At 70.8% G+C, this 18,943-nt stretch carries 15 protein-coding genes and 3 pseudogenes; 10 read left to right on the forward strand and 8 right to left on the reverse strand.

The window, feature by feature from the left end; genetic code table 11:
* Position 1: 1 nt before the first annotated feature.
* The 3 genes and pseudogenes from BLW85_RS39565 to BLW85_RS30685 form a co-directional block, all read right to left on the reverse strand.
* Positions 2-496: pseudogene (locus tag BLW85_RS39565) on the reverse strand (DoxX family protein); the annotation flags it as partial.
* Between the two features lie 49 nt (positions 497-545).
* The gene (locus BLW85_RS30680; protein ID WP_074994162.1) at positions 546-1,208 is read right to left on the reverse strand and encodes a hydrolase; all 663 of its coding nucleotides are present in this window, start codon (positions 1,206-1,208) and stop codon (positions 546-548) included.
* A gap of 99 nt (positions 1,209-1,307) precedes the next feature.
* Positions 1,308-3,197: an amidohydrolase gene (locus tag BLW85_RS30685; RefSeq protein ID WP_070023458.1), complete on the reverse strand. Its 1,890-nt coding sequence runs from the start codon at positions 3,195-3,197 to the stop codon at positions 1,308-1,310.
* A 342-nt stretch (positions 3,198-3,539) separates the two neighbouring features.
* On the opposite strand from BLW85_RS30685, the gene BLW85_RS30690 reads away from it, so the two are divergent.
* Positions 3,540-4,508: an alpha/beta hydrolase gene (locus BLW85_RS30690; RefSeq protein WP_074994164.1), complete on the forward strand. Its 969-nt coding sequence runs from the start codon at positions 3,540-3,542 to the stop codon at positions 4,506-4,508.
* 214 nt (positions 4,509-4,722) lie between these two features.
* On the forward strand, positions 4,723-5,301 hold the full coding sequence (locus tag BLW85_RS30695) for a Dps family protein (RefSeq protein ID WP_070023456.1): 579 nt from the start codon (positions 4,723-4,725) through the stop codon (positions 5,299-5,301).
* 64 nt (positions 5,302-5,365) lie between these two features.
* Here the strand turns inward: BLW85_RS30695 and BLW85_RS30700 are convergent, their stop codons facing one another.
* Positions 5,366-6,325: a LysR family transcriptional regulator gene (locus BLW85_RS30700; RefSeq protein WP_074994167.1), complete on the reverse strand. Its 960-nt coding sequence runs from the start codon at positions 6,323-6,325 to the stop codon at positions 5,366-5,368.
* A gap of 82 nt (positions 6,326-6,407) precedes the next feature.
* Here BLW85_RS30700 and BLW85_RS30705 point away from each other — a divergent pair.
* From BLW85_RS30705 to BLW85_RS38540, 4 genes and pseudogenes are all read left to right on the forward strand, one after another.
* A pseudogene (locus BLW85_RS30705) lies at positions 6,408-8,299 on the forward strand (putative Ig domain-containing protein).
* Positions 8,300-8,637: 338 nt separating this feature from the next.
* Positions 8,638-8,970, forward strand: a complete 333-nt coding sequence (locus BLW85_RS30710) for a trypco2 family protein (RefSeq protein ID WP_074994169.1) — start codon at positions 8,638-8,640, stop codon at positions 8,968-8,970.
* A 42-nt stretch (positions 8,971-9,012) separates the two neighbouring features.
* Complete coding sequence (locus BLW85_RS30715; RefSeq protein WP_074994172.1) at positions 9,013-12,852, forward strand: tetratricopeptide repeat protein; 3,840 nt, start codon at positions 9,013-9,015, stop codon at positions 12,850-12,852.
* Between the two features lie 239 nt (positions 12,853-13,091).
* Positions 13,092-13,211 (forward strand): annotated as a pseudogene (locus BLW85_RS38540) (IS5/IS1182 family transposase); the annotation flags it as partial.
* Between the two features lie 53 nt (positions 13,212-13,264).
* Here BLW85_RS38540 and BLW85_RS30720 read toward each other — a convergent pair.
* Complete coding sequence (locus BLW85_RS30720) at positions 13,265-13,708, reverse strand: winged helix-turn-helix transcriptional regulator (protein ID WP_070022832.1); 444 nt, start codon at positions 13,706-13,708, stop codon at positions 13,265-13,267.
* A gap of 130 nt (positions 13,709-13,838) precedes the next feature.
* Here BLW85_RS30720 and BLW85_RS30725 point away from each other — a divergent pair, with 130 nt between their 5' ends.
* Positions 13,839-14,711, forward strand: coding sequence for an aldo/keto reductase family oxidoreductase (locus tag BLW85_RS30725; RefSeq protein WP_070022831.1), 873 nt, complete (start codon positions 13,839-13,841; stop codon positions 14,709-14,711).
* A gap of 527 nt (positions 14,712-15,238) precedes the next feature.
* Complete coding sequence (locus tag BLW85_RS30730; protein WP_341867956.1) at positions 15,239-15,802, forward strand: TetR/AcrR family transcriptional regulator; 564 nt, start codon at positions 15,239-15,241, stop codon at positions 15,800-15,802.
* Positions 15,803-15,945: 143 nt separating this feature from the next.
* On the opposite strand, the gene BLW85_RS38925 is transcribed toward BLW85_RS30730, so the two are convergent.
* The 3 genes from BLW85_RS38925 to BLW85_RS40335 form a co-directional block, all read right to left on the reverse strand.
* Entirely contained in the window at positions 15,946-16,266 is a 321-nt protein-coding gene (locus BLW85_RS38925; RefSeq protein WP_143060474.1) for a hypothetical protein, read from the reverse strand.
* 49 nt (positions 16,267-16,315) lie between these two features.
* Positions 16,316-16,594: a hypothetical protein gene (locus tag BLW85_RS30735; RefSeq protein WP_143060475.1), complete on the reverse strand. Its 279-nt coding sequence runs from the start codon at positions 16,592-16,594 to the stop codon at positions 16,316-16,318.
* A gap of 173 nt (positions 16,595-16,767) precedes the next feature.
* On the reverse strand, positions 16,768-17,226 hold the full coding sequence (locus BLW85_RS40335; protein WP_244174942.1) for a hypothetical protein: 459 nt from the start codon (positions 17,224-17,226) through the stop codon (positions 16,768-16,770).
* 63 nt (positions 17,227-17,289) lie between these two features.
* Here BLW85_RS40335 and BLW85_RS40340 point away from each other — a divergent pair, with 63 nt between their 5' ends.
* Together BLW85_RS40340 and pcaDC are read left to right on the forward strand one after the other, a co-directional pair.
* Positions 17,290-17,631 (forward strand): IS110 family transposase, encoded by a 342-nt coding sequence (locus BLW85_RS40340; protein ID WP_244174943.1) that lies wholly within the window; start codon positions 17,290-17,292, stop codon positions 17,629-17,631.
* Positions 17,632-17,634: 3 nt separating this feature from the next.
* Complete coding sequence (pcaDC, locus tag BLW85_RS30745; RefSeq protein ID WP_070022829.1) at positions 17,635-18,930, forward strand: bifunctional 3-oxoadipate enol-lactonase/4-carboxymuconolactone decarboxylase PcaDC; 1,296 nt, start codon at positions 17,635-17,637, stop codon at positions 18,928-18,930.
* The last annotated feature ends 13 nt before the right edge of the window (positions 18,931-18,943 follow it).

The following is an 18,943-nucleotide window of genomic DNA, read 5'->3' on the forward strand; positions in this document are numbered from 1 at the left end:
GGGGGACGGGGGCGGGCGCGTGCCCCAGCACGGCGCGGGTGATCAGCCCGCTGGCCGGGCCGACGACGATCGCCGCGAGGGAGGTCCACAGCGGCCAGGAAGCCGCCCCGAAGAGGTGGTCGAGCGACCAGCGGCCCGCCCCGGTGAGCGCGAGGGCCGCGGCGACGGTGACGAGGACCAGCGGATACTCGTAACCGTCGTTCTGCACCCACAGCCCCTTGTGCCACTTGACGGTGCCGGCCACCGTCATCACACCCATGGCGGCCATCGCCGCCAGGGGAGTGAGGAGTCCGGCCGCCAGGAACAGGCCGGCACCGATCTGGCTGCCGCCCGCCGCGAGGGCGGTGAGCCGCCCGCCGCGGAAGCCGTCGCGGCGGAACTCCTCGGTTCCCCCGGCCAGCCCGTTGCCGCCCAGCCGGAAACTGACCTTCTGCACCCCGTGTCCGGCGATGAGGATTCCCACCACCAGCCGGAGCACCAACAGTCCGCTGTCCATTGCCTTCTCTGCCTGTTCCTGACGTCCGTCGTCAACCGTGGGATGGGTGTCAGCCGGCGGCGTGCTCGCCGATGACGGCCTGCGCGTAGACGACGCCCAGGCCGTACGTGCCGCCGTGCTCCTTCACGACGTCCATGACCGGCAGGTACGTCTCCGCGCGTGCCCAGTCACGCTGGAGTTCGAGCAGCACCTGCACCCAGGTCACCGGCACCACGCCGGCCTGGACCATCCGCTGGATGGCGTGCTCGTGGGCCTGCGGGCTGACGCCGCCCGAGGCGTCGGTGACGACGTAGACCTCGTAGTCCTGGGCGAGCGCCGACAGGGCGGGCAGCACGACGCAGACCTCGGTCCACAGACCGGCGATGACCAGCTTCTTGCGGCCGGTCGCCTTGACGGCCTCCACGAACGCGGGGTCCTCCCAGGCGTTCATCGTGGTGCGGTCGATGATCTTCTGGTCGGGGTACACGTCCGCGAGCTGCGGCATGAGCGGACCGGAGAAGGACTCGGCGGCCACGGTGCTCAGGACGACCGGGACGTCGAAGACCTTGGCGGCCTTGGCCAGGCCCACGGTCGCGTTGATGATGGCGGTGCGGTCGCCGCTGCCGGTGCCGAAGAACATCTGCGGCTGGTGGTCCACGAACAGCACCGCGCAGTTGTCGGGGGTCAGCAGGTCCGGGCTGGGGGCGGCGGTGACATCGGCGATGTTGGTCATGAGTATGCCTTTCATTGCTGGGTTGCAGCGGTCGCGGACGGTCGTCCGGGACCAGGGGAGGGAAAGTCCTGGGGCCTGATCGCGGTGGGCGCGGCTGGCTCAGAGGGAGAAGCAGGGGTCGAAGACCGGGCTGTCCTGCTCGGGCGCGAGTCCGCGGCGGGCGCGCCACTGGCGGTGCAGCTCCGACTCGGCGGCGGCCTCGCCGAGCAGTTCGGCCTGGCGAACTCCCGACCTGCCCGCGGGCGGGGTGGCCTGGTAGCCGCCGAAGTGCGCCACCGGGCTCCACTCGGGTGTCACCGGAGGCATCTGCTCGTCCATGCCCTCGTACTCGCGGGCGCCGTAGACGACGCGGCCGCCGACGACCGTCAGCAGGGCTTCGATGTGCGCGATCTCCGGGTCGGCGACCGCGAAGTAGTCCTCCGAAAGCACGGCGAGGTCACCGAGGAAGCCGGGCCGCAGCACGCCCTTGCGGTCCTGTTCGCCGGTGAGCGCGGCACCGGCCGTGGTGAACATCTCCAGCGCGGTCTCCCGGTCGACCCGGTTGTGCGGCGGGTGGATGGTCAGGTCGCCGACCGTGCGGCCGGTGACCAGCCAGTGCAGCGCGATCCACGGGTTGTACGAGGAGACGCGGGTGGCGTCGGTGCCGGCGGCCACGGTCAGGCCCCGGCCGAGCATCGCGCGGATCGGCGGGGCGTCCGCGGCGGCCCCGATGCCGTACCGGCGGACGAACGCCTCGCCCTGGAACGACAGCCGGTTCTGCACCGACATGGCGCCGCCGAGGGCGACGATCCGGTCGAGGCTGTCGGCCGACACGGTCTCCGCGTGGTCGAACAGCCAGCGGTTCCCGCCGGGGAAGAGCCCCTCCGCGGCGAGCTTCTCGAACACGGCGAGGTCGCGGCGGATGGTCTCGTCGTAGGTGGCGTGCAGACGGAAGCCCCAGTCGTTCTCCATGAGGAGACGCACGGCCTTCTCGAACTCCACCTCGTAGTCCGGGGCGTGTTCGGGGCGCGGCTCGGCGAAGTTCTCGAAGTCCGCCGCCGCCCAGGTGAGGTTCTCGCCGGCGCCGTTGAGCCGGAGCCACTCGTCGCCGTCCTCGGGGCGGACCATGCCGATCCAGCGGGTGAGGTCGTCGATCTCCTGGCCCGCGGTCTGCGGGAACAGGTGGTAGGCGATGCGCAGCGACAGCTCGCCCGCACGGGCGAGTTCCGTGACCGTCTCGTAGTTCTCCGGGAAGTTCTGGAACCCGCCGGCCGCGTCGATCGCCGAGGTGAGCCCGAACCGGTTCAGCTCCCGCAGGAAGTGACGTGTCGACGCCTTGCGGTGCTCCTCGTCCAGCACCGGCGCCTTGGCCAGCGTCGAGTAGAGGATCAGGGCGCTGGGCGCCGCCAGCAGCATGCCCGTGGGCTCGCCGGTGCGGCCGCGCACGATCTGCCCGCCGGGCGGGTCGGGAGTGTCCTTGCCGTAGCCCACCGCCTGGAGGGCGGCGCGGTTGAGGATCGCGGCCTGGTACAGGTGCAGGACGAAGACCGGGGTGTCCGGTGCGGCGGCGTTCAGCTCGGCGACGGTGGGCAGCCGCCGTTCGGCGAACTGCTCGGCCGACCAGCCGCCGACCACGCGCACCCACTGGCCCTTGGGCGTGCGGGCCGCCTGCTCGCGCAGCATGGCCAGGCCCTGGCGCAGGGAGCGGACGCCGTCCCAGCGCAGCTCCAGCACGTAGTTGAGGCCGCCGCGGATCACGTGCAGGTGGGCGTCGTTGAGACCGGGGATCACCCTGCGCCCGAGCGCGTCGATCACCCTCGTGGCCGGACCGACCTGGTCGGCCACGTCCTTGTCGCCGCCGACGGTGGTGACGACACCGTCGCGGATGGCGATCGCCTCGGCCTGCGGGAGGCGGGGATCACCGGTATGGATCTTGGCGTTGCGGACGATCAGGTCCGCCGCGTCGTCGGTGGCGCGGGGTATCAGCCCGCCGACCGGCATCGTGGACACCTTTCGACAACCTCCTGCGGGGCGCACAGCGTGGGATGGGGACCGGGCCGCGTCCGAGTCCGCCTGAGAAGGGGCAAGGTGCACGAGGACCGTGCCGCGGCTGCTTCGCCGATCACGCTAGGACCGCCCGCACCGGCCCGGTTTCTGGTCAGCGCACCGGCGTTTGCCCCTGAGCGCACTGCGGGATCGCACCGTGCGCGGTGGGTCCAAGACCGGTGCGCGCAGGGGCAACGGCCGCCCGCTTCGCGGTCCTAGCGTGGGGGAGCACGGCCCGGCGGATCTGCGCATCGGGGCGGCCCGCGTCGCCGGAGACACCGGCGCGTACCTGAATCAGGAGTTCTCATGTCCCACGTCTACGAGCCGGTCCAGCCGGTCCTGGAGCCGGCCGCGGCCGCGTTCGCCGAGGCGACCGCCAACCCGCCCTACCTGTTCGACCTGGCTCCCGCCGAGGGACGCAAGGCCGTCGACGAGGTGCAGTCCGGCGACATCGCCAAGCCCGCGGTGGACGAGGAGTGGATCACCGTCGCGGGCGGCCCGACCGGCAGCGTCCGCGCCCGCATCGTCAAGCCGGCCGGCGCCGAGGGCACCCTCCCGGTGGTGCTGTACATCCACGGCGCCGGCTGGGTCTTCGGCAACGCCCACACCCACGACCGCCTGGTCCGGGAACTCGCCGTGGGCGCGAACGCGGCCGTCGTCTTCCCGGAGTACGACCTGTCTCCCGAGGCCCGCTACCCCGTCGCCATCGAGCAGAACTACGCGGTCGCCCAGTGGATCGTCCAGCAGGGCGGGACCAAGGGCCTGGACGGTTCCCGGCTGGCCGTGGCCGGCGACTCCGTCGGCGGCAACATGAGCGCGGCGCTGACGCTCATGGCCAAGGAGCGCGGGGACGTCGCCCTGGTGCAGCAGGTGCTGTTCTACCCGGTGACCGACGCGAGCTTCGACACCGGCTCCTACCACCAGTTCGCGACCGGCTACTTCCTGCGCCGCGACGGCATGCAGTGGTTCTGGGACCAGTACACGACGGACGAGGCGGAGCGGGCGCAGATCACCGCCTCCCCGCTGCGCGCCACCACCGAGCAGCTCACCGGCCTGCCCCCGGCCCTGGTCATCACCGCCGAGGCCGATGTGCTGCGCGACGAGGGCGAGGCCTACGCGGGCAAGCTCCGCCGGGCCGGCGTGCCCGTCACCGCCGTGCGCTACTCCGGTGTGATCCACGACTTCGTCATGCTCAACGCCCTGCGCGAGACCCACGCCGCCGACGCGGCCATCAAGCAGGCGGCTTTCGTCCTCCACTCCGCCCTGCACACCTGATCCGCGACGCGCGGCACCCCGCCCGGTCACCCTCGAAGGCCGCGCGGAACCCCCCAGGGGCTCCGCGCGGCCTTCGCGCGTGTGCCGCCGGCGTACCGCGGGCGCGCCGTGCGCTGACGGGCACCGCCGTGTGCGCTGCCGGGCAAGCCGGGGCCGCGGGGCCGCCTAGCGTCACCGGGGTACGCACAGCACCGCACCGCAGGAGGCGGAAGACATGACCACCAGCTCCCATCACGTGAGCGGCAGCCAGCCGTGGCTGCACCAGAAGGGCGAGGTGATCCAGGACTTCGGGACCGTCAAGCAGTTCCCGCTCGGCCTGTCCTACGAGGCCCGGATGTACTCCTGCCAGCGCCTGAACAAGGTCCTGGCGGACACGCAGATCCTGTACGGCCTCTACAAGAAGCACCACTGGCTGATGCGGGGCGCGACCTTCTACCAGCTCCACCTCGTGCTGGACAAGCACGCGGGTGAGCAGCTGGAGCTGATCGACACCCTCGCCGAGCGTGTCCAGTCGCTGGGCGGCGTCGCCGTGGGCGATCCCCGGCACGTCGCGGAGATCACCTCGATCCCGCGGCCCCCGGACGGCGTCGAGGAGGTCCCGGCGATGCTGTCGCGGCTGCTGGAGGCCCACGAGGCCATCCTCATCGAGGCCCACGACGCCGCCGCGCGCACCGCCGAGCTGGGCGACGACGGCACCAACGACCTCCTTGTCTCACAGGTGATCAGGACCGGCGAGCTCCAGTCCTGGTTCCTGGCCGAACACCTGGTGGACACGCCCCTCGTGCGTTCCTGAACCCGGGGCGGCGGGGCGGCGGGGCGGCGGGGCGTCCACGTCCCCGCCCAGTCCGCGGGCGTGCTCAGTCGAGGACCGGGTGCAGCTCGGGGTGGGCTTCCCACCACGCGCGGTAGAAGGTGTTGTCGGGGATGCTGTCGAGGTACGCGCGTGCGGCCGCCCGGTGGAGCAGGCCGGCGCGCCGCTCGGAGACCGCGGCCCGGTTCCAGGCGAGCCGGATGCGCCCGGTGAGCGGGTCGCCGGCCAGCGGGCGCAGCACCGTGCCCTCGACGAACGGCGAGGCGGGCTGGCACAGGGAGACGGCCCGTCCGGCGGCGATCAGTTCCCAACGCATCTTGCGGTCGGCGATCCGGTAGCGCAATGTCGGTGTGAAGCCGGCCCGGCGGCAGGCGTCGGCCATGGCCTCCGGTCCGCCGTCGCCGTCGTCGGTGAGCGTCGTCCAGGTTTCGCCCGCCAGATCGGCGAGTTCGATCTGTTCCTGCCCGGCCAGCGGGTGGGCGGCCGACAGGCGCACACAGGACGGTTCCTTCGGTATGAGGGTGCGGGCCGACACACCGTCGGGAAGCTTCACCTCGTGGTCGGCGAGTTCCCCGTAGAAGATCGCGTCGTACTGTCCGGCGCCGAGCATGCGGGTGAGCGTGATCGCCGAGTGCTCGATGGCGATGTCGATCTCGTGGCCGGGGAACTCCTCCTCCAGACACGCGAACAGCCGGTCCACCAGGACGAGTTGGATACAGCCGACCCGCAGTACCGGATGGGGCGCGGCGGCTCGCGTCCCGGCGGTCAGGGCGTCCATCTCGCCGAGCACCCGGCGCGCCACGGAGAGGACGAACTCTCCCAGCGGGGTGGGCTCGACGCCGAGCCTGCCACGGACGAACAGCTCGCCGCCCGTGGCCTGTTCGATACGCCGCAGTTGTGCGGACAGGGCCGGCTGGGACACCCCGAGCTGACCCGCCGCACGCCCCAGACTGCCCGCTTCCGCTATCCGGCGGACAGCCTCGAGATGCCTCAACTCCAACTGCATTTCACCAGCATAGGCAGGATCACGCACGCCCTGATGGGTTCCAGGAGGGGCCGGCCATAACACCGGTCTTATGAGCGATGGGATGTCCCTTTCTTGCCATGCCCACGCCCATACTCGGCGCATCCCACTGACTCCCCGTTACGAACCTGGAGCAGACGTGCACCCCACCAGAGTCACGGCGGCCCTCGCCGCGCTCGCACTGACGGCGGGCCTCGCGGGCACTCTCGCGAGCACCGCGGCCGAAGCCGCCGAGGGCGGTTCCGCCCCCGCCGCGCGCCACCTCAGCCCCCTGCGCACCGGTGCCCTGGAGGCCAAGCTCAGTCCGGCGCAGCACAAGGCCCTGATCCAGAGCGCCCAGGACAAGACGGCCGACACCGCCCGCACCCTCGGCCTCGGCGCCAAGGAGAAGCTGGTCGTCCGGGACGTCGTCAAGGACGCCGACGGCACCCTGCACACGCGCTACGAGCGGACCTACGACGGTCTGCCCGTCCTCGGCGGCGACATCGTCGTGCACACCCCGCCCGCCTCGCTCGCGGCCGGCACCGTGAGCGCCACGTACAACAACAAGCACAGGATCGCGGTGTCCTCCACCACCGCGACCGTCGCCAAGTCGGCCGCCGAGAGCAAGGCGCTGAAGACCGCCAAGGCCCTCGACGCCGCCAAGCCCGCCGCCGACAGCGCCCGCAAGGTGATCTGGGCCGGCGACGGCACCCCCAAGCTCGCCTGGGAGACCGTGATCGGCGGCTTCCAGGACGACGGCACGCCCAGCAAGCTGCACGTCATCACCGACGCCACCACCGGCAAGGAGCTGTACCGGTACCAGGGCATCGAGACCGGCGTCGGCAACACCCGCTACAGCGGCCAGGTCTCGCTGACCACGACCCAGTCGGGTTCGTCGTACACCCTGACCGACGCCACCCGCGGCGGCCACAAGACGTACAACCTCAACCACGGCACCTCCGGCACCGGCACTCTCTTCTCGCAGAGCAACGACACCTGGGGTGACGGCACCAACTCCAACGCCGCCACGGCCGCCGCCGACGCAGCCTACGGCGCGCAGGAGACCTGGGTATCTGGTACAAGGCGCTGACGTCGTACATGACGTCCAGCACCAACTACGCCGGTGCCCGCACCGCCGCCCTCAACGCGGCCTCGGCGCTGTACGGCGCCAACTCGGCGCAGTACGCGGCCGTCGGCAACGCCTTCGCGGGCATCAACGTCGGCAGCCACATCACCCCGCCGAGCAACGGCGTGACGGTCACCAACCCGGGCAGCCAGTCCTCCACCGTGGGCACCGCGGTCAGCCTCCAGGTCCAGGCGTCCAGCACCAACAGCGGCGCGCTCACCTACAGCGCCTCCGGCCTGCCCACCGGCCTGTCCGTCAACAGCTCCACCGGTGTCATCTCCGGTACGCCGACCACGGCCGGGACCTACAGCACCACCGTCACCGTGAAGGACTCCACCGGCGCCACCGGCACCGCGACCTTCACCTGGACCGTCAGCACCAGCGGCGGTGGCGGTGGCGGCGGCTGCGCCTCGACCCAGCTGCTGGCCAAGGGCTTCGAGTCCGGCAACACCGGCTGGACCAACAGCGGCGTCATCAACAACGACACCCGTGAGCCGGCCCACGGCGGCTCCTGGACGGCCTGGCTCAACGGCTGGGGCTCCGCGCACACCGACACGCTGTCCCAGTCGGTGACGATCCCCGCGGGCTGCAAGGCGACCTTGTCCTTCTACCTGCACATCGACACCGCGGAGATCGGCAGCACCGCCTACGACAAGCTGACGGTGACCGCCGGTTCGAAGACCCTGGCGACGTACTCGAACGCCAACGCGGCCTCCGGCTACACACTCAAGACGTTCGACCTGTCCTCGCTGGCGGGCCAGACGGTCACCCTGAAGTTCACCGGCGTCGAGGACGCCTACGTCGCGACCGACTTCGTCGTGGACGACACCGCCCTGACGACAAGCTGAGCAGGCTTCCGAACCAGCCGACATGGTCCCGCACGCCGTTTCCCGGGGTGCGGGACCATGGCAGGTCGGCCCAGCGGACCGCAGGGGCGCCTGTCCGTGGCTCCCGTGACCCCGCCGGGTACGAGAACCGCCGCCGACACAAGCGCCCGGGTGAGGCCCGGAGAATCGCCCCACGACTTCTCCCGGACCTGGAGCCGTACGCCCGGCCGCGCATTACAGTGGCTGAGCCGGTGGTCGATGTGGCGGCCGGCTTCTCCGGGGGGCCCGGGGACAGGGCATCCGGACGGTCCTCGTCGTGGCGGCGGTGGAGCGCACCGGTGCGAGGGGAACGGGGCGAGATGACCGGTGCGAACGGCGGGTCCGATCCGCAGATGATGGACCTGGCCGATGCGATCACCCTGCTGCGGGACCAGATCGCAGAGGCACAGGAGCGGATCGCCGACCCGGCGGGTCGGGGCCATCGGGGCGTGCTGTTCACGCTGGAGGAGATCACGCTCGAACTCGGCCTGGAGCTGACCGGGACGAAAGGCGTCGACGGCGGCCTGCGCTGGAGCGTCATCGGTCTGAACGGCAAGAAGGAGAACACCCGGACAGCCACCCACACGGTGACGGTGGCGCTGCGGCCCCACCTGCCCGAGGGCGGCGACATCGACGTCAGCGACGTCGAATAGGGACGTCCGGCAGCGAGCGGACCGGCACGACGGGGGGGGATCGTGGAGTTCGACCGCCGAGTACAGGTCCGGGCCCGAAGACCGGGCGCGGAGACCCGGGTCTTCGGTTCGGGCTATCTGATCGCGCCGAGACTCGTACTGACCGCAGCCCATGTCCTGGCCGACGCGCCGTCCGATGCGGTGACGGTCGCCCGTCCGGACGTGAGCGGCCAGGAGTTCCCCGCGGTCGTCCTCTGGCGGCGCCGGGACGAGACGGTCGACGCGGCACTGGTCGAGATCGCCGAGAGCGGTGACTGGCAGACACCGGAGTCCCTGACGAACCCCCTCCTGCGCCAGCGGTTCGGTCGCCTCATCGGCACCCGTCCCTGGCCGGTCACCCTCACCGGATTCCCCCGGATGCAGAAGGACCCCGAGGGCGGCGAACGCTGGGACGAACAGCTCACCGGCCACATCGCGCCGGGAACCGGCGCCCTGGCCGGACGCTACGAGATCTCCAGCACCGAGCCCACGGTGCCCGTGCGGCCCCGGACCAACGACAGCGGCCGCTGGTCCGGCATATCGGGGGCCGCCGTCCTCAGCGACGGCGCCCTGGCCGGCGACGACCTGCTGTGCGGGCTCGTCCGCCGCGACCGGAGGGCGGACGGGGGGACCAGACTGACCGCGACGACGGCCGCCCACCTGCTGTTGGACAAGAAGTTCCGGGCCACCGTCCATGACCGCACCGGGTGGGAACCCGTCCTCGAACCCGTGGAGACCGTGGGCCTGTTCGCGCCGGCCGCCCCGATACGCGTCCTGGACTCACCGACCGCCCTGCTCCGCGCGGACGCCGAAGCCGTCACCTTCCGCGGCCGGGACGCCGAACTCGCCGACCTGACGTCCTGGTGCACCGACGGCCCCGCCGCGGCACAGGTCCGCGTCCTCACGGGCCCCGGCGGCCAGGGCAAGTCCCGCCTCGCCCGCCGACTCGCCGACGACCTGCGCCTGCGGGGTTGGGTCACCGGTCATCTGCGCTCCGACCTCACCGACCACGACGCCGCCCCCGATCTCACGCCGCTCACCACGGCCCTGCCGCTGCTGATCGTCGTCGACTACGCGGAGACCCGGCCCCGCTTGGTGCGGCGGATCGTCACCCACCTTCATGGCTCCCGCCACCGGGTCCGGGTGCTGCTCCTCGCCCGGTCGGACGGCGAGTGGCGCAGCGACCCGATGACCGCCCTGCCCGCCGTACGGAGGCTGCTGGCCGGAGCGCCCGTCACCGAACTGGGCCCGCTGGTGCCCGGCGGGTGGGGAACCACGGACGAGCGGCGGACCGCCTTCGAGGAGGCCGCCCGGGACCTGGCGCTCCTGCTGCCCTGTGTCTCCTCGCTGCCCGGTCACGACTGGGCGGGACCGGCCGCGGGCCTGCACCCGCCGGACGACCTGGCCCACGCCCGGTATGACAGCGTTCTGACCCTGCAGATGACCGCCTTGGGCGGACTGCTGCAGCGAGGGCCCCGGCCCGCGCACGTACCGTCGGACGCACCGGCGGAGAGGATCCTGCTGGAGCACGAGGGACGCTTCTGGGAAAGCGCCGCCGACGCCCCCGCGTTCCGGCTGGGCCTGCCGACCGGCACGCTGGGGACCGTGGTCGCCGTCGCCGCACTGACCGGGGCGCGCTCCGCGGACGAGGCCGCCCAGGTGCTTCACACGATTCCGGATCTGCCCGCCGACCGGATCCCGGGCACCGCGCGGTGGGTCGCCGGGCTGTACCCGGCCGAACCGGACCGCTACTGGGGGTCGCTGCAGCCCGACCGCGTCGCCGAGTTCCACTCCGCGGCCGTCCTCGTCAGCGGCAGGATTCGGCTTCCGGACCTGCTCCGGGCGGCCGGCTCCGCACAGCAGGCCCGGATCCTCACCGTCCTCTCCCGAGCCGTTACCGCGCACTACAACGCCGGGCGGGCGAGGGACGGCGCACAGCTCACCTCCGTCATGGAGTCGGCGCTGACCGGCGCGGCACTGGACGTCCACGCGGTCGAGGAGGTGTCGAAGTCCCTTCCCGTTCCGTCCGGATCACCCTCCCAGCTCAGCTCGGTCGCCCTTCAACTCGTCGAGGGCCTGGTCGAGGAGGCTCGTCGGCGCGCGGCACTCGATCCGGCATCCGCCGAACCCGCGCTGGCGAACCTGCTGTCCCACCTCGCCATACGTCTCACGGAGACGGGACGCCCCCAGGAAGCCCTGCACGCCGAGTGCCAGGCGGTGGAGATCCGACGGCGGCTGGCGGCGAGCGATCGCTCGCTGTACGAACCGCAGCTCGCCATATCGCTGGCCAACCTCGGCAACCACCTCGCCAACGCCGACCGCCACGACGAGGCGCTCGAAGCGACTGAGGAAGCAGTGAGGAAATTTCGCCGGATTACCGGCGACATCTGGGCCTACGCTCCGCAGCCTGGGGCATACCAGCCGCACCTCGCGGCCGCGCTCATGGATCTCGGCGGGCGGCTGCATGCCCTGGGCCGCACGGGGGAGGCGCTGCCCCACACCGAGGCCGCCGCCCGCATCTGGGAGCGGCTCGCGGCGGAGTACCCGGCGCGGTACGAGGACCGGCTGGCGGCCTGCCTGGAGAACCTGGCGATGTCGCTGACCGCGGAGAGCAGGCAGTGGGAGGCGCACGCCGTGGTGCGCAGATCCCTGGAGATCAGACGGCGCCTCGCCGCCCGGGACCCGGCTGCCCACGACCTCGCGCTGGCGCGGTCGCTGGCCCTTCTGGCGCAGCCGCTGGAGGGGGACCGCCCCGAGGAGGCGCTGCCGGTGCTCCGGGAGATGGTGGAGGTCCGTCGACGGCTGTCGGACGCGGACCCCGGAACAGGCAGGCCGGAACTCGCGCGCACGCGGTACAGGGCGGGCGTCGTCGCGCGCCGGGTGGAGCAGACCGACGAGGCACTCGCCCACACCGGGGCGGCCGTGGACACTTACCGCGAGCTGGCGGCCGAGGAGCCCCAGGAGTACGAGCCCCTCCTCGCCCTCGCTCTTGCCGAGCTGGGCGGCCTGCTCTCCGCGGCCGGCCGACACGTCGACGCCCTCGCCGCCCAGGAGCAGGCCCTGGAGATATCCCGCAGGCTCGCTGCCGGCGGCACCGTGGAGCTGCGGGTGTGGCTCGCGCACCAGCTGCTGAAGTTCGCGGACCTCCTCGCGGAAGCAGGTTATGAGGACCGGCTCTTCGAGCCACTCGAGGAAGCCGTGGAACTGTTTTTCGAGACCGCGGAGACGGACCTGGACACCAGAGGCCGGAGCCTGGTGGCGGCTCTTCAGACCCTGGCCGCGAGACGGTGGGCGGCCGGCCACCACGAAAGGGCGGCCGAGGCGGAACTGAACGCGGTGCAGGTCTTCGGCCGGCTCCTGAACGCGGACCCGGTGGCCACCGACGCCGACGAGATCGGCGAACCTCTGGTGCCCCTCTGCCGCCGGCTGGGAGAGGCAGGCCGTCCCGACCTCGCCGTCGAGGTGGGGCTCACCGCGTCGGCGATCTGGCGCGACTGGTACCCGGTCGAGCTGGCCGTCGCCAGGGAGAGATCGCTCGCCGCGCTATTGAGCGGCCTGGCCGCCGAGTTGGCGACGGCCGAGCGGGGAGAAGCCGCCGCGCTCGTGATGGGAGGCGCTGTAGAGCTCCTGGACCGGCTGGTCGGCGACGATCCGGACTACCTGCCGAGCCTCGCCGGCACGCTGCTCGGATACGCCCTGCTGCTCGCCTCGCTGGGATACCTCCGCCAGGCGCTGAAGGCGGTCGACAGCGCCGTCGAGTGCTTCCACCGCCTCCCGGAGACGAGCCCGGCGCGCCTGCGTGGCCTCCCCGAGGCCTTGCGCCTCCGGGACGACCTGAGCGATGACCTCGGGGCGACCGGCTGAAGGCGTGCGGTGGCCGCCGTGACCGCGGTGAACCGGCGGCATGCCGCCACCGGGCAGGCCCGGGTCAGACCCGGTTTCCCGCGCCCCCGCGTTATGAGGGCAGCCTTAGCGCTCGCGCAGGTTGGTGGGGTGGGGGCCTCGACGACAAGGCGAGCACGGGTGTCAGTGATCATCGAGTTGCAATGCTTTATGACCACGGGGGAGACCTGTGCCCGTCCTTCCAGCATGGCTGACCGACCCGCGCGACCGTCATCGAGGCCTTCTTCGACCTCACCGACACGATCATCACCGTTCGTAGCCTGATCCGCCGGGCCTGGACCACCCACCGCTGGGACGACCGCCCCAAGCGACGCCCATGAGTATCCAAGCCAGTGCCCGAAACGGGCACCAGGCCACGTCTTGCCCTTGTGGTTCAGGCGACGCGGGTGTCGTAGGTCTCGCGGTTGGCAAGCACATCGTCCATGTGCACCTCGGCCCAGGCCTTGAGGTCGCGCATCATCTCGTACAGCGACAGGCCGAGATCGGTCAGCTCGTAGGTGACCGTTACCGGCACGGTCGGCGTCACGGTGCGGGACACCAGGCCGTCGCGCTCCAGGGAGCGCAGCGTCTGGGTGAGCATCTTCTGGCTGACGCCGGCCAGCAGACGCTGCAGCTCTGAGTAGCGCATCACCCGGGGCTCGCCACCGCAGTCGGCGCCGGGCTGATGCGCGCTGTCGCTGCCGAGCGCGGCCAGGATCAACGTGACCCACTTATCGGAGATCCGGTCCAGCAGCTTGCGACTGGGACATTGCGCCACGAAGGCGTCGTACTCCGCCTTGGCCTGTGCCCTCTGCTGGGCTGCCGTCAACGTTGCCATGGACCGTTCCTCTCACCCTCGGGTGCCTTACGCACTTCAAGGTGCCTACTTCCTGAAATGAAGCTACACACTAATAGTGGTGCAAGGAGCCGTCGGGCATCAGCCCCTGGCTCGACATGAAAGGCACACCATGAGCACCCCCTCCGCATCGCTTCCCGGCGGCAACTGGACCCTGGGCGACCTGTCCGTCACCCGGTTCGGCTATGGCGCCATGCAGCTCGCAGGCCCATGGGTCATGGGCCCACCCGCCGACCGCGACGGAGCACTCGCCGTTCTCCGCGAGGCCGTCGACCTCGGCATCACCCACATCGACACCGCCGACGCCTACGGGCCGCACATCACCAACCAGCTGATCCGCGAAGCGCTGCACCCGTACTCCGACTCGCTGCACATCGTGACCAAGGTCGGCGCGACCCGGGACGAGGAGGGAGGCTGGCCCCCGGCACGCACGCCGGAAGACCTGCGCCGGGCCGTCCAGGAGAACCTGGAGAACCTCGGTCTCGAGACGCTGGATGTGGTCAACCTCCGGCTCGGCGATGCCCAGGGACCCCAGCCTGGCCCGCTCGCCGAGGCGTTCGAAACACTCCTCGAACTCCAGCAGCAGGGCCTCATCCGGCACCTCGGCGTGAGCAACGCGACGGCGGAACAGGTCGCCGAGGCACAGGCGATCGCGCCGATCGTGTGTGTGCAGAACATGTACAACCTCGCCCACCGCCAGGACGACGAGCTGATCGACGAGCTCGCCGAGCAGGGCATCGCCTACGTGCCCTTCTTCCCGCTCGGCGGTTTCAACCCGCTGCAGTCCTCGGCCCTCACGGCCGTGGCCACCCGGCTGGACGCGACGCCGATGTCGGTCGCCCTGGCCTGGCTGCTGCAGCGGTCGCCGAACATCCTGCTGATCCCCGGCACCTCGTCGGTGGCACACCTGCACGAGAACGTCGCGGGCGCGGGACTCCAGCTCTCCGACGACGATCTCGCCGAGCTGGACAAGATCGGCCGCTAACCCCACGGCACCGTGACGAAACGCCGTCGCCCCCGAAGACCGCGACGGCGTTTCCCAGCGCGTGGGCTGGATCGACAAAGGGGCGCTTGGGCAGCAGCGCCGCGAATTGGTCTGACAGAAGGGCGGGCGGTCAGCGGACGGGCACAGGTCTCCCCAGTGGCCACAGAGCGTTGCAACTTCATGATCACTGACACCCGCGCCCGCCCGCCTTGCTGTCGAGGCCCCCACCCCACCAATCTGCGCGAGCTCTTATACGCGAGTGATACGACGAGGCTCCCCCGAGGTCCGTCCTGGCGGGGTATCTGCGCGGATCCGTGAGATGGCGAAGCCGCACCGGTGCACTCCGCTGCGGTTTCCCTGTCGGATCGCACGCGCCGGCGCGCACTGTGCGGTCGGTGACTCGTGTGCCTGCGGCTCTTTCGGGTGCTTGGATTGCGATCGCACCCGTTCATCCGTCCGTGCGAGGGGTGCGTGCCCCCGATCGCCGCTGCGGAAGACGCAGACGAAGTCGTCGTCTTCCACCTCTTGTGAAGGCGGCGACGCGGAACCACATCGCGGAGGTCGCGCTGCGCCTCTTTACGGAACACGGCTATGACAAGGTGGGCATGCGCGACGTGGCAGAGGAAGCGGACGTCGCCGTGACCACCGTGTTCGCACACTTCGCCTCGAAGGAGGCACTGGTCTTCGACCAGGACGAACATCACGAAGAACGCCTGGTCGGCGCCGTGGCGAACCGGAGCCCCGATCAGTCACTGCTCAACGCGCTGCGCGCCGAGGTGCTCAACGCCGTCCGATGGTTCTCCACACCGAAATCCATCTCGTTCTGGACCCTCGTCGAAAGCTCGGCCGCGCTGCGCGGTTACGCCTCCCAGATGCAGGCGCGGCACGAGCAGGCCCTCGTCTCCGCCATCGCGTCAGACCCCGAGGCGCCCGCGTCCGCCACCGCCTGTCGTGCGCTCGCCCGCTTCACCCTGGACGCCTACTCCCTGGCCGGGGCGCCGATAACCCGCTGGCCGCAGTGGAGGAAATCTTCGATCTCATCGAGCCCGGCTTCGCGCCCGCAGCGGGCCGGCAGTCGGCGAAGCCGCTGAAGTAGCCCCTCTTCCTCACGCCCGGGCTGTCGTTCCGGAAAGTGTTGCCCGCCTGATTGGAGGTACGAGGCAAAGGCGTCGGGCTCAGCCATCGGGCAGGGAGCAGGGGGATGCACCCAGCTGCGTCACGGCCTTCATGGTTCTCATCCGACCTCGTCCAATCGCAACCTCGCCAGATCTGGCAGACTGCCGAGTGAAGTGAGCACAGACTGGTCTGGATTCGTCAGGTATATGAGAATCGGATAGTCCGGAAAGTCGGGCTCTGACTGGTACCCTTCTTCGTCGGTCCAGTTCTCTTCCACGGTTGCCTTGTCGAAATGAGCACTCCGCAGTAGAAAGTAGACGCCACCCATGTACGAACTCTCGCGCTTTTCCAGTGCAGCAGCAAGCGTTCGCGCAAGGTTCTTGCTGACTTCGGCGAGGTTCACACCGGTGGATCCGAAGAGGTAAAAACGGTCGGGCACGCCGTCCTCCGTCCGTACTTCTCAGGGCTTCTCTGCGACAAGGCGCTCGTTACAAGAGGTCCCGATCCATGAACCCTTCGGCCTCCTCCCGACTGATAAATGAACAGTGGCCAGTTACGAGGTCCACGGCTACCGGGAGGTTGCCCGCCAGTCGCATATCTGTGCGCCCATGATCGAGATAGTCAACGTGATCGTAGGGAACGATGAGGCGCATCCCATCGGTGAATGCTTGGTCGGGCATAGTGCGCACATCAGAAGACTTCCAGGATTTGCTGCTGGCGGAGAGGAACGCCGCAGCACGTTCGAGTCCCTCTTCAGGTGAGATCACGTCAGTGCGTCCTCGTGACTTGGTAGTGCCTGTGTCGCGGATTCGCGGGATCAGCTTTACCTTTTTGGAAATCCAGGAAAATTACTTTGCCGTCATTGTTCACGACGTGTCACCCGGCCCCCAGCTCAAGAGGTCGCTGACGATGTCGTTGAGGCCGCGCTTCGCCTCAAAGTCTAAGTCGTGTCTTGATCGGTGGTAGCTCGTTGACTGTCGTCTGGGGATGGGTGAGCGGCTGGTGCCGGACGCTTCCGCCAGTGTTCGGGGCTTCCTGGCAGACGGTGCAGCGGCGCTTCACCGACTCGGGCCAGGTCCGGCGACGGTCCGGTGCACAGCGCCCGGATCTTGCGTCTCGCCAAGGTCTCCGCGGTCAAGGCCCGTACCCAGGCGATCGACCAGCTCAAGGCGTCCTGGTCATCGCCGATCCCGCCCTGCGGGAACGGCTGTTCGGCCTGGGCAACGCCGAGCTGTTCCGCACCTGCGCGCGCCTCGCCCCGCACGACGGTGGGGGAGGCGAGGACGCGGTGGCCCAGGCCACCCACCTGACGTTGCGCCTGCCTGCCGAGCGCATCGAGTGACTCACCGGACAGATCGATGAGCTGAACCAACGTCAGACCCGGCTCGTCGAACACCACGCCCCACAGCTGCTCGAACCGGCGGGCACCGGTCCGGGCAGCGCCGTCACCTTGCCGATCACCATGGGAGACAACCCCGAGCGGCTGAACTCCGAGGCGGCCTTTGCTGCCCTTTGCGGAGTCAGTCCCATCGAGTACTCCTCCAGCCGTCGGAGCACGCGCCGGCTCGACCACGGCGGCGACCGCCAGGCCAACGCGGTCCCGCACCGCATGGTGTTCACCCGCCTGCGCCACGACCCGCGCGCCCAGACGTACGACGAGCGCCGCAGCCAGGAAGGCGAGAACCGACGCGAAAGCGTCCGATGCCTCAGAGCGATATGCCGTCCGCGAGGTCTTCCACCTGGTCAGACCTGTGCAGTCGCAACCCTCGGTGGAGGGGCAGCCGTGAGACGTGAGAGGGTCTGACGCGTGAGTGAGACACCGTCGAACACCCTGCAATACCGCTTTGACGGGCCAGAAGAGGCTCCCGTCCTGATCCTGGGTCCCTCGCTGGGCACCACATGGCACATGTGGGACCGCCAGGTTCCGGAGCTGGCCAAGCAGTGGCGGGTCTTCCGGTTCGACCTGCCCGGGCACGGCGGGGCGCCCGCCCATCCGGCCGGTTCGGCGGGCGAGCTGGCCGCGCGGCTGCTGGCGACCCTGGACGGGCTCGGCGTGCAGCGGTTCGGGTACGCGGGCTGCGCGCTGGGCGGCGCCGTCGGCATCGAGCTGGCCCTGCGCCACCCGGAGCGGCTGGCGTCGCTCGCGCTGGTCGCGGCCTCGCCCCGGTTCGGCACGGCCGACGAGTTCCGCCAGCGCGGGGTGATCGTCCGCACCAACGGGCTCGACCCGATCGCGCGGACCTCGCCCGAACGCTGGTTCACCGGCGGGTTCGCCGCGGCGCAGCCCGCGATCACCGAGTGGGCCGTGCAGATGGTGCGCACCACGGACCCTGGCTGCTACATCGCCGCCTGCGAGATCCTCGCCGCGTTCGACGTGCGGGCCGAGCTGGGGCGGGTGGGCGTCCCGACCCTGGTGCTGGTCGGCTCGGAGGACCAGGTCACCGGCCCGGCCGAGGCCCGCACGCTGGTCGCGGGCATCCCGGACGCCCGGCTCGCGGTCGTGCCCGGCGCCTCCCACCTGGTCCCCGTCGAGCAGCCGGCCGCCGTCACGGACCTGCTGGTCCACCACTTCGCCACGGCCTGGCAGCAGCCCTATGACACCGGGCAGATCGCGCTGCCGGGGACGTCGGCCGCGCTGCCGGTGCAGGCCGTGCCGCCGCAGGCCCCCGCGCCGGTCGCCGAGATCGCCCCGGCCACCGCCACGGCGCCGCCCGAGGACCGCCCCGACCGGTACGAGACCGGGCTGAAGATCCGGCGGGAGGTGCTGGGGGACGCGCACGTGGACCAGGAACTGGCCGCGGCCGACCGGTTCTCCGGGGACTTCCAGGAGTTCGTCACCCGCTACGCCTGGGGCGAGGTCTGGGACCGGCCGGGCCTGGACCGCCGTACCCGCAGCTGCATCGCGCTCACCGCGCTGGCCGCCGGCGGCCATCTGGAGGACCTGGCCGCCCACACCCGCGCCGCCCTGCGCAACGGCCTCACGCCCGACGAGATCCGCGAGGTCCTCCTCCAGACCTCCCTCTACTGCGGCCTGCCCGCCGCCGCCGGCGCGTTCCGGGTCGCCCAGCGGGTCATCCAGGAGGAGACGACGCCCACCGAGTGAGACGCCCGGCGCC

It is taken from the genome of Streptomyces misionensis (genome assembly GCF_900104815.1).
Lineage (GTDB): Bacteria > Actinomycetota > Actinomycetes > Streptomycetales > Streptomycetaceae > Streptomyces > Streptomyces misionensis.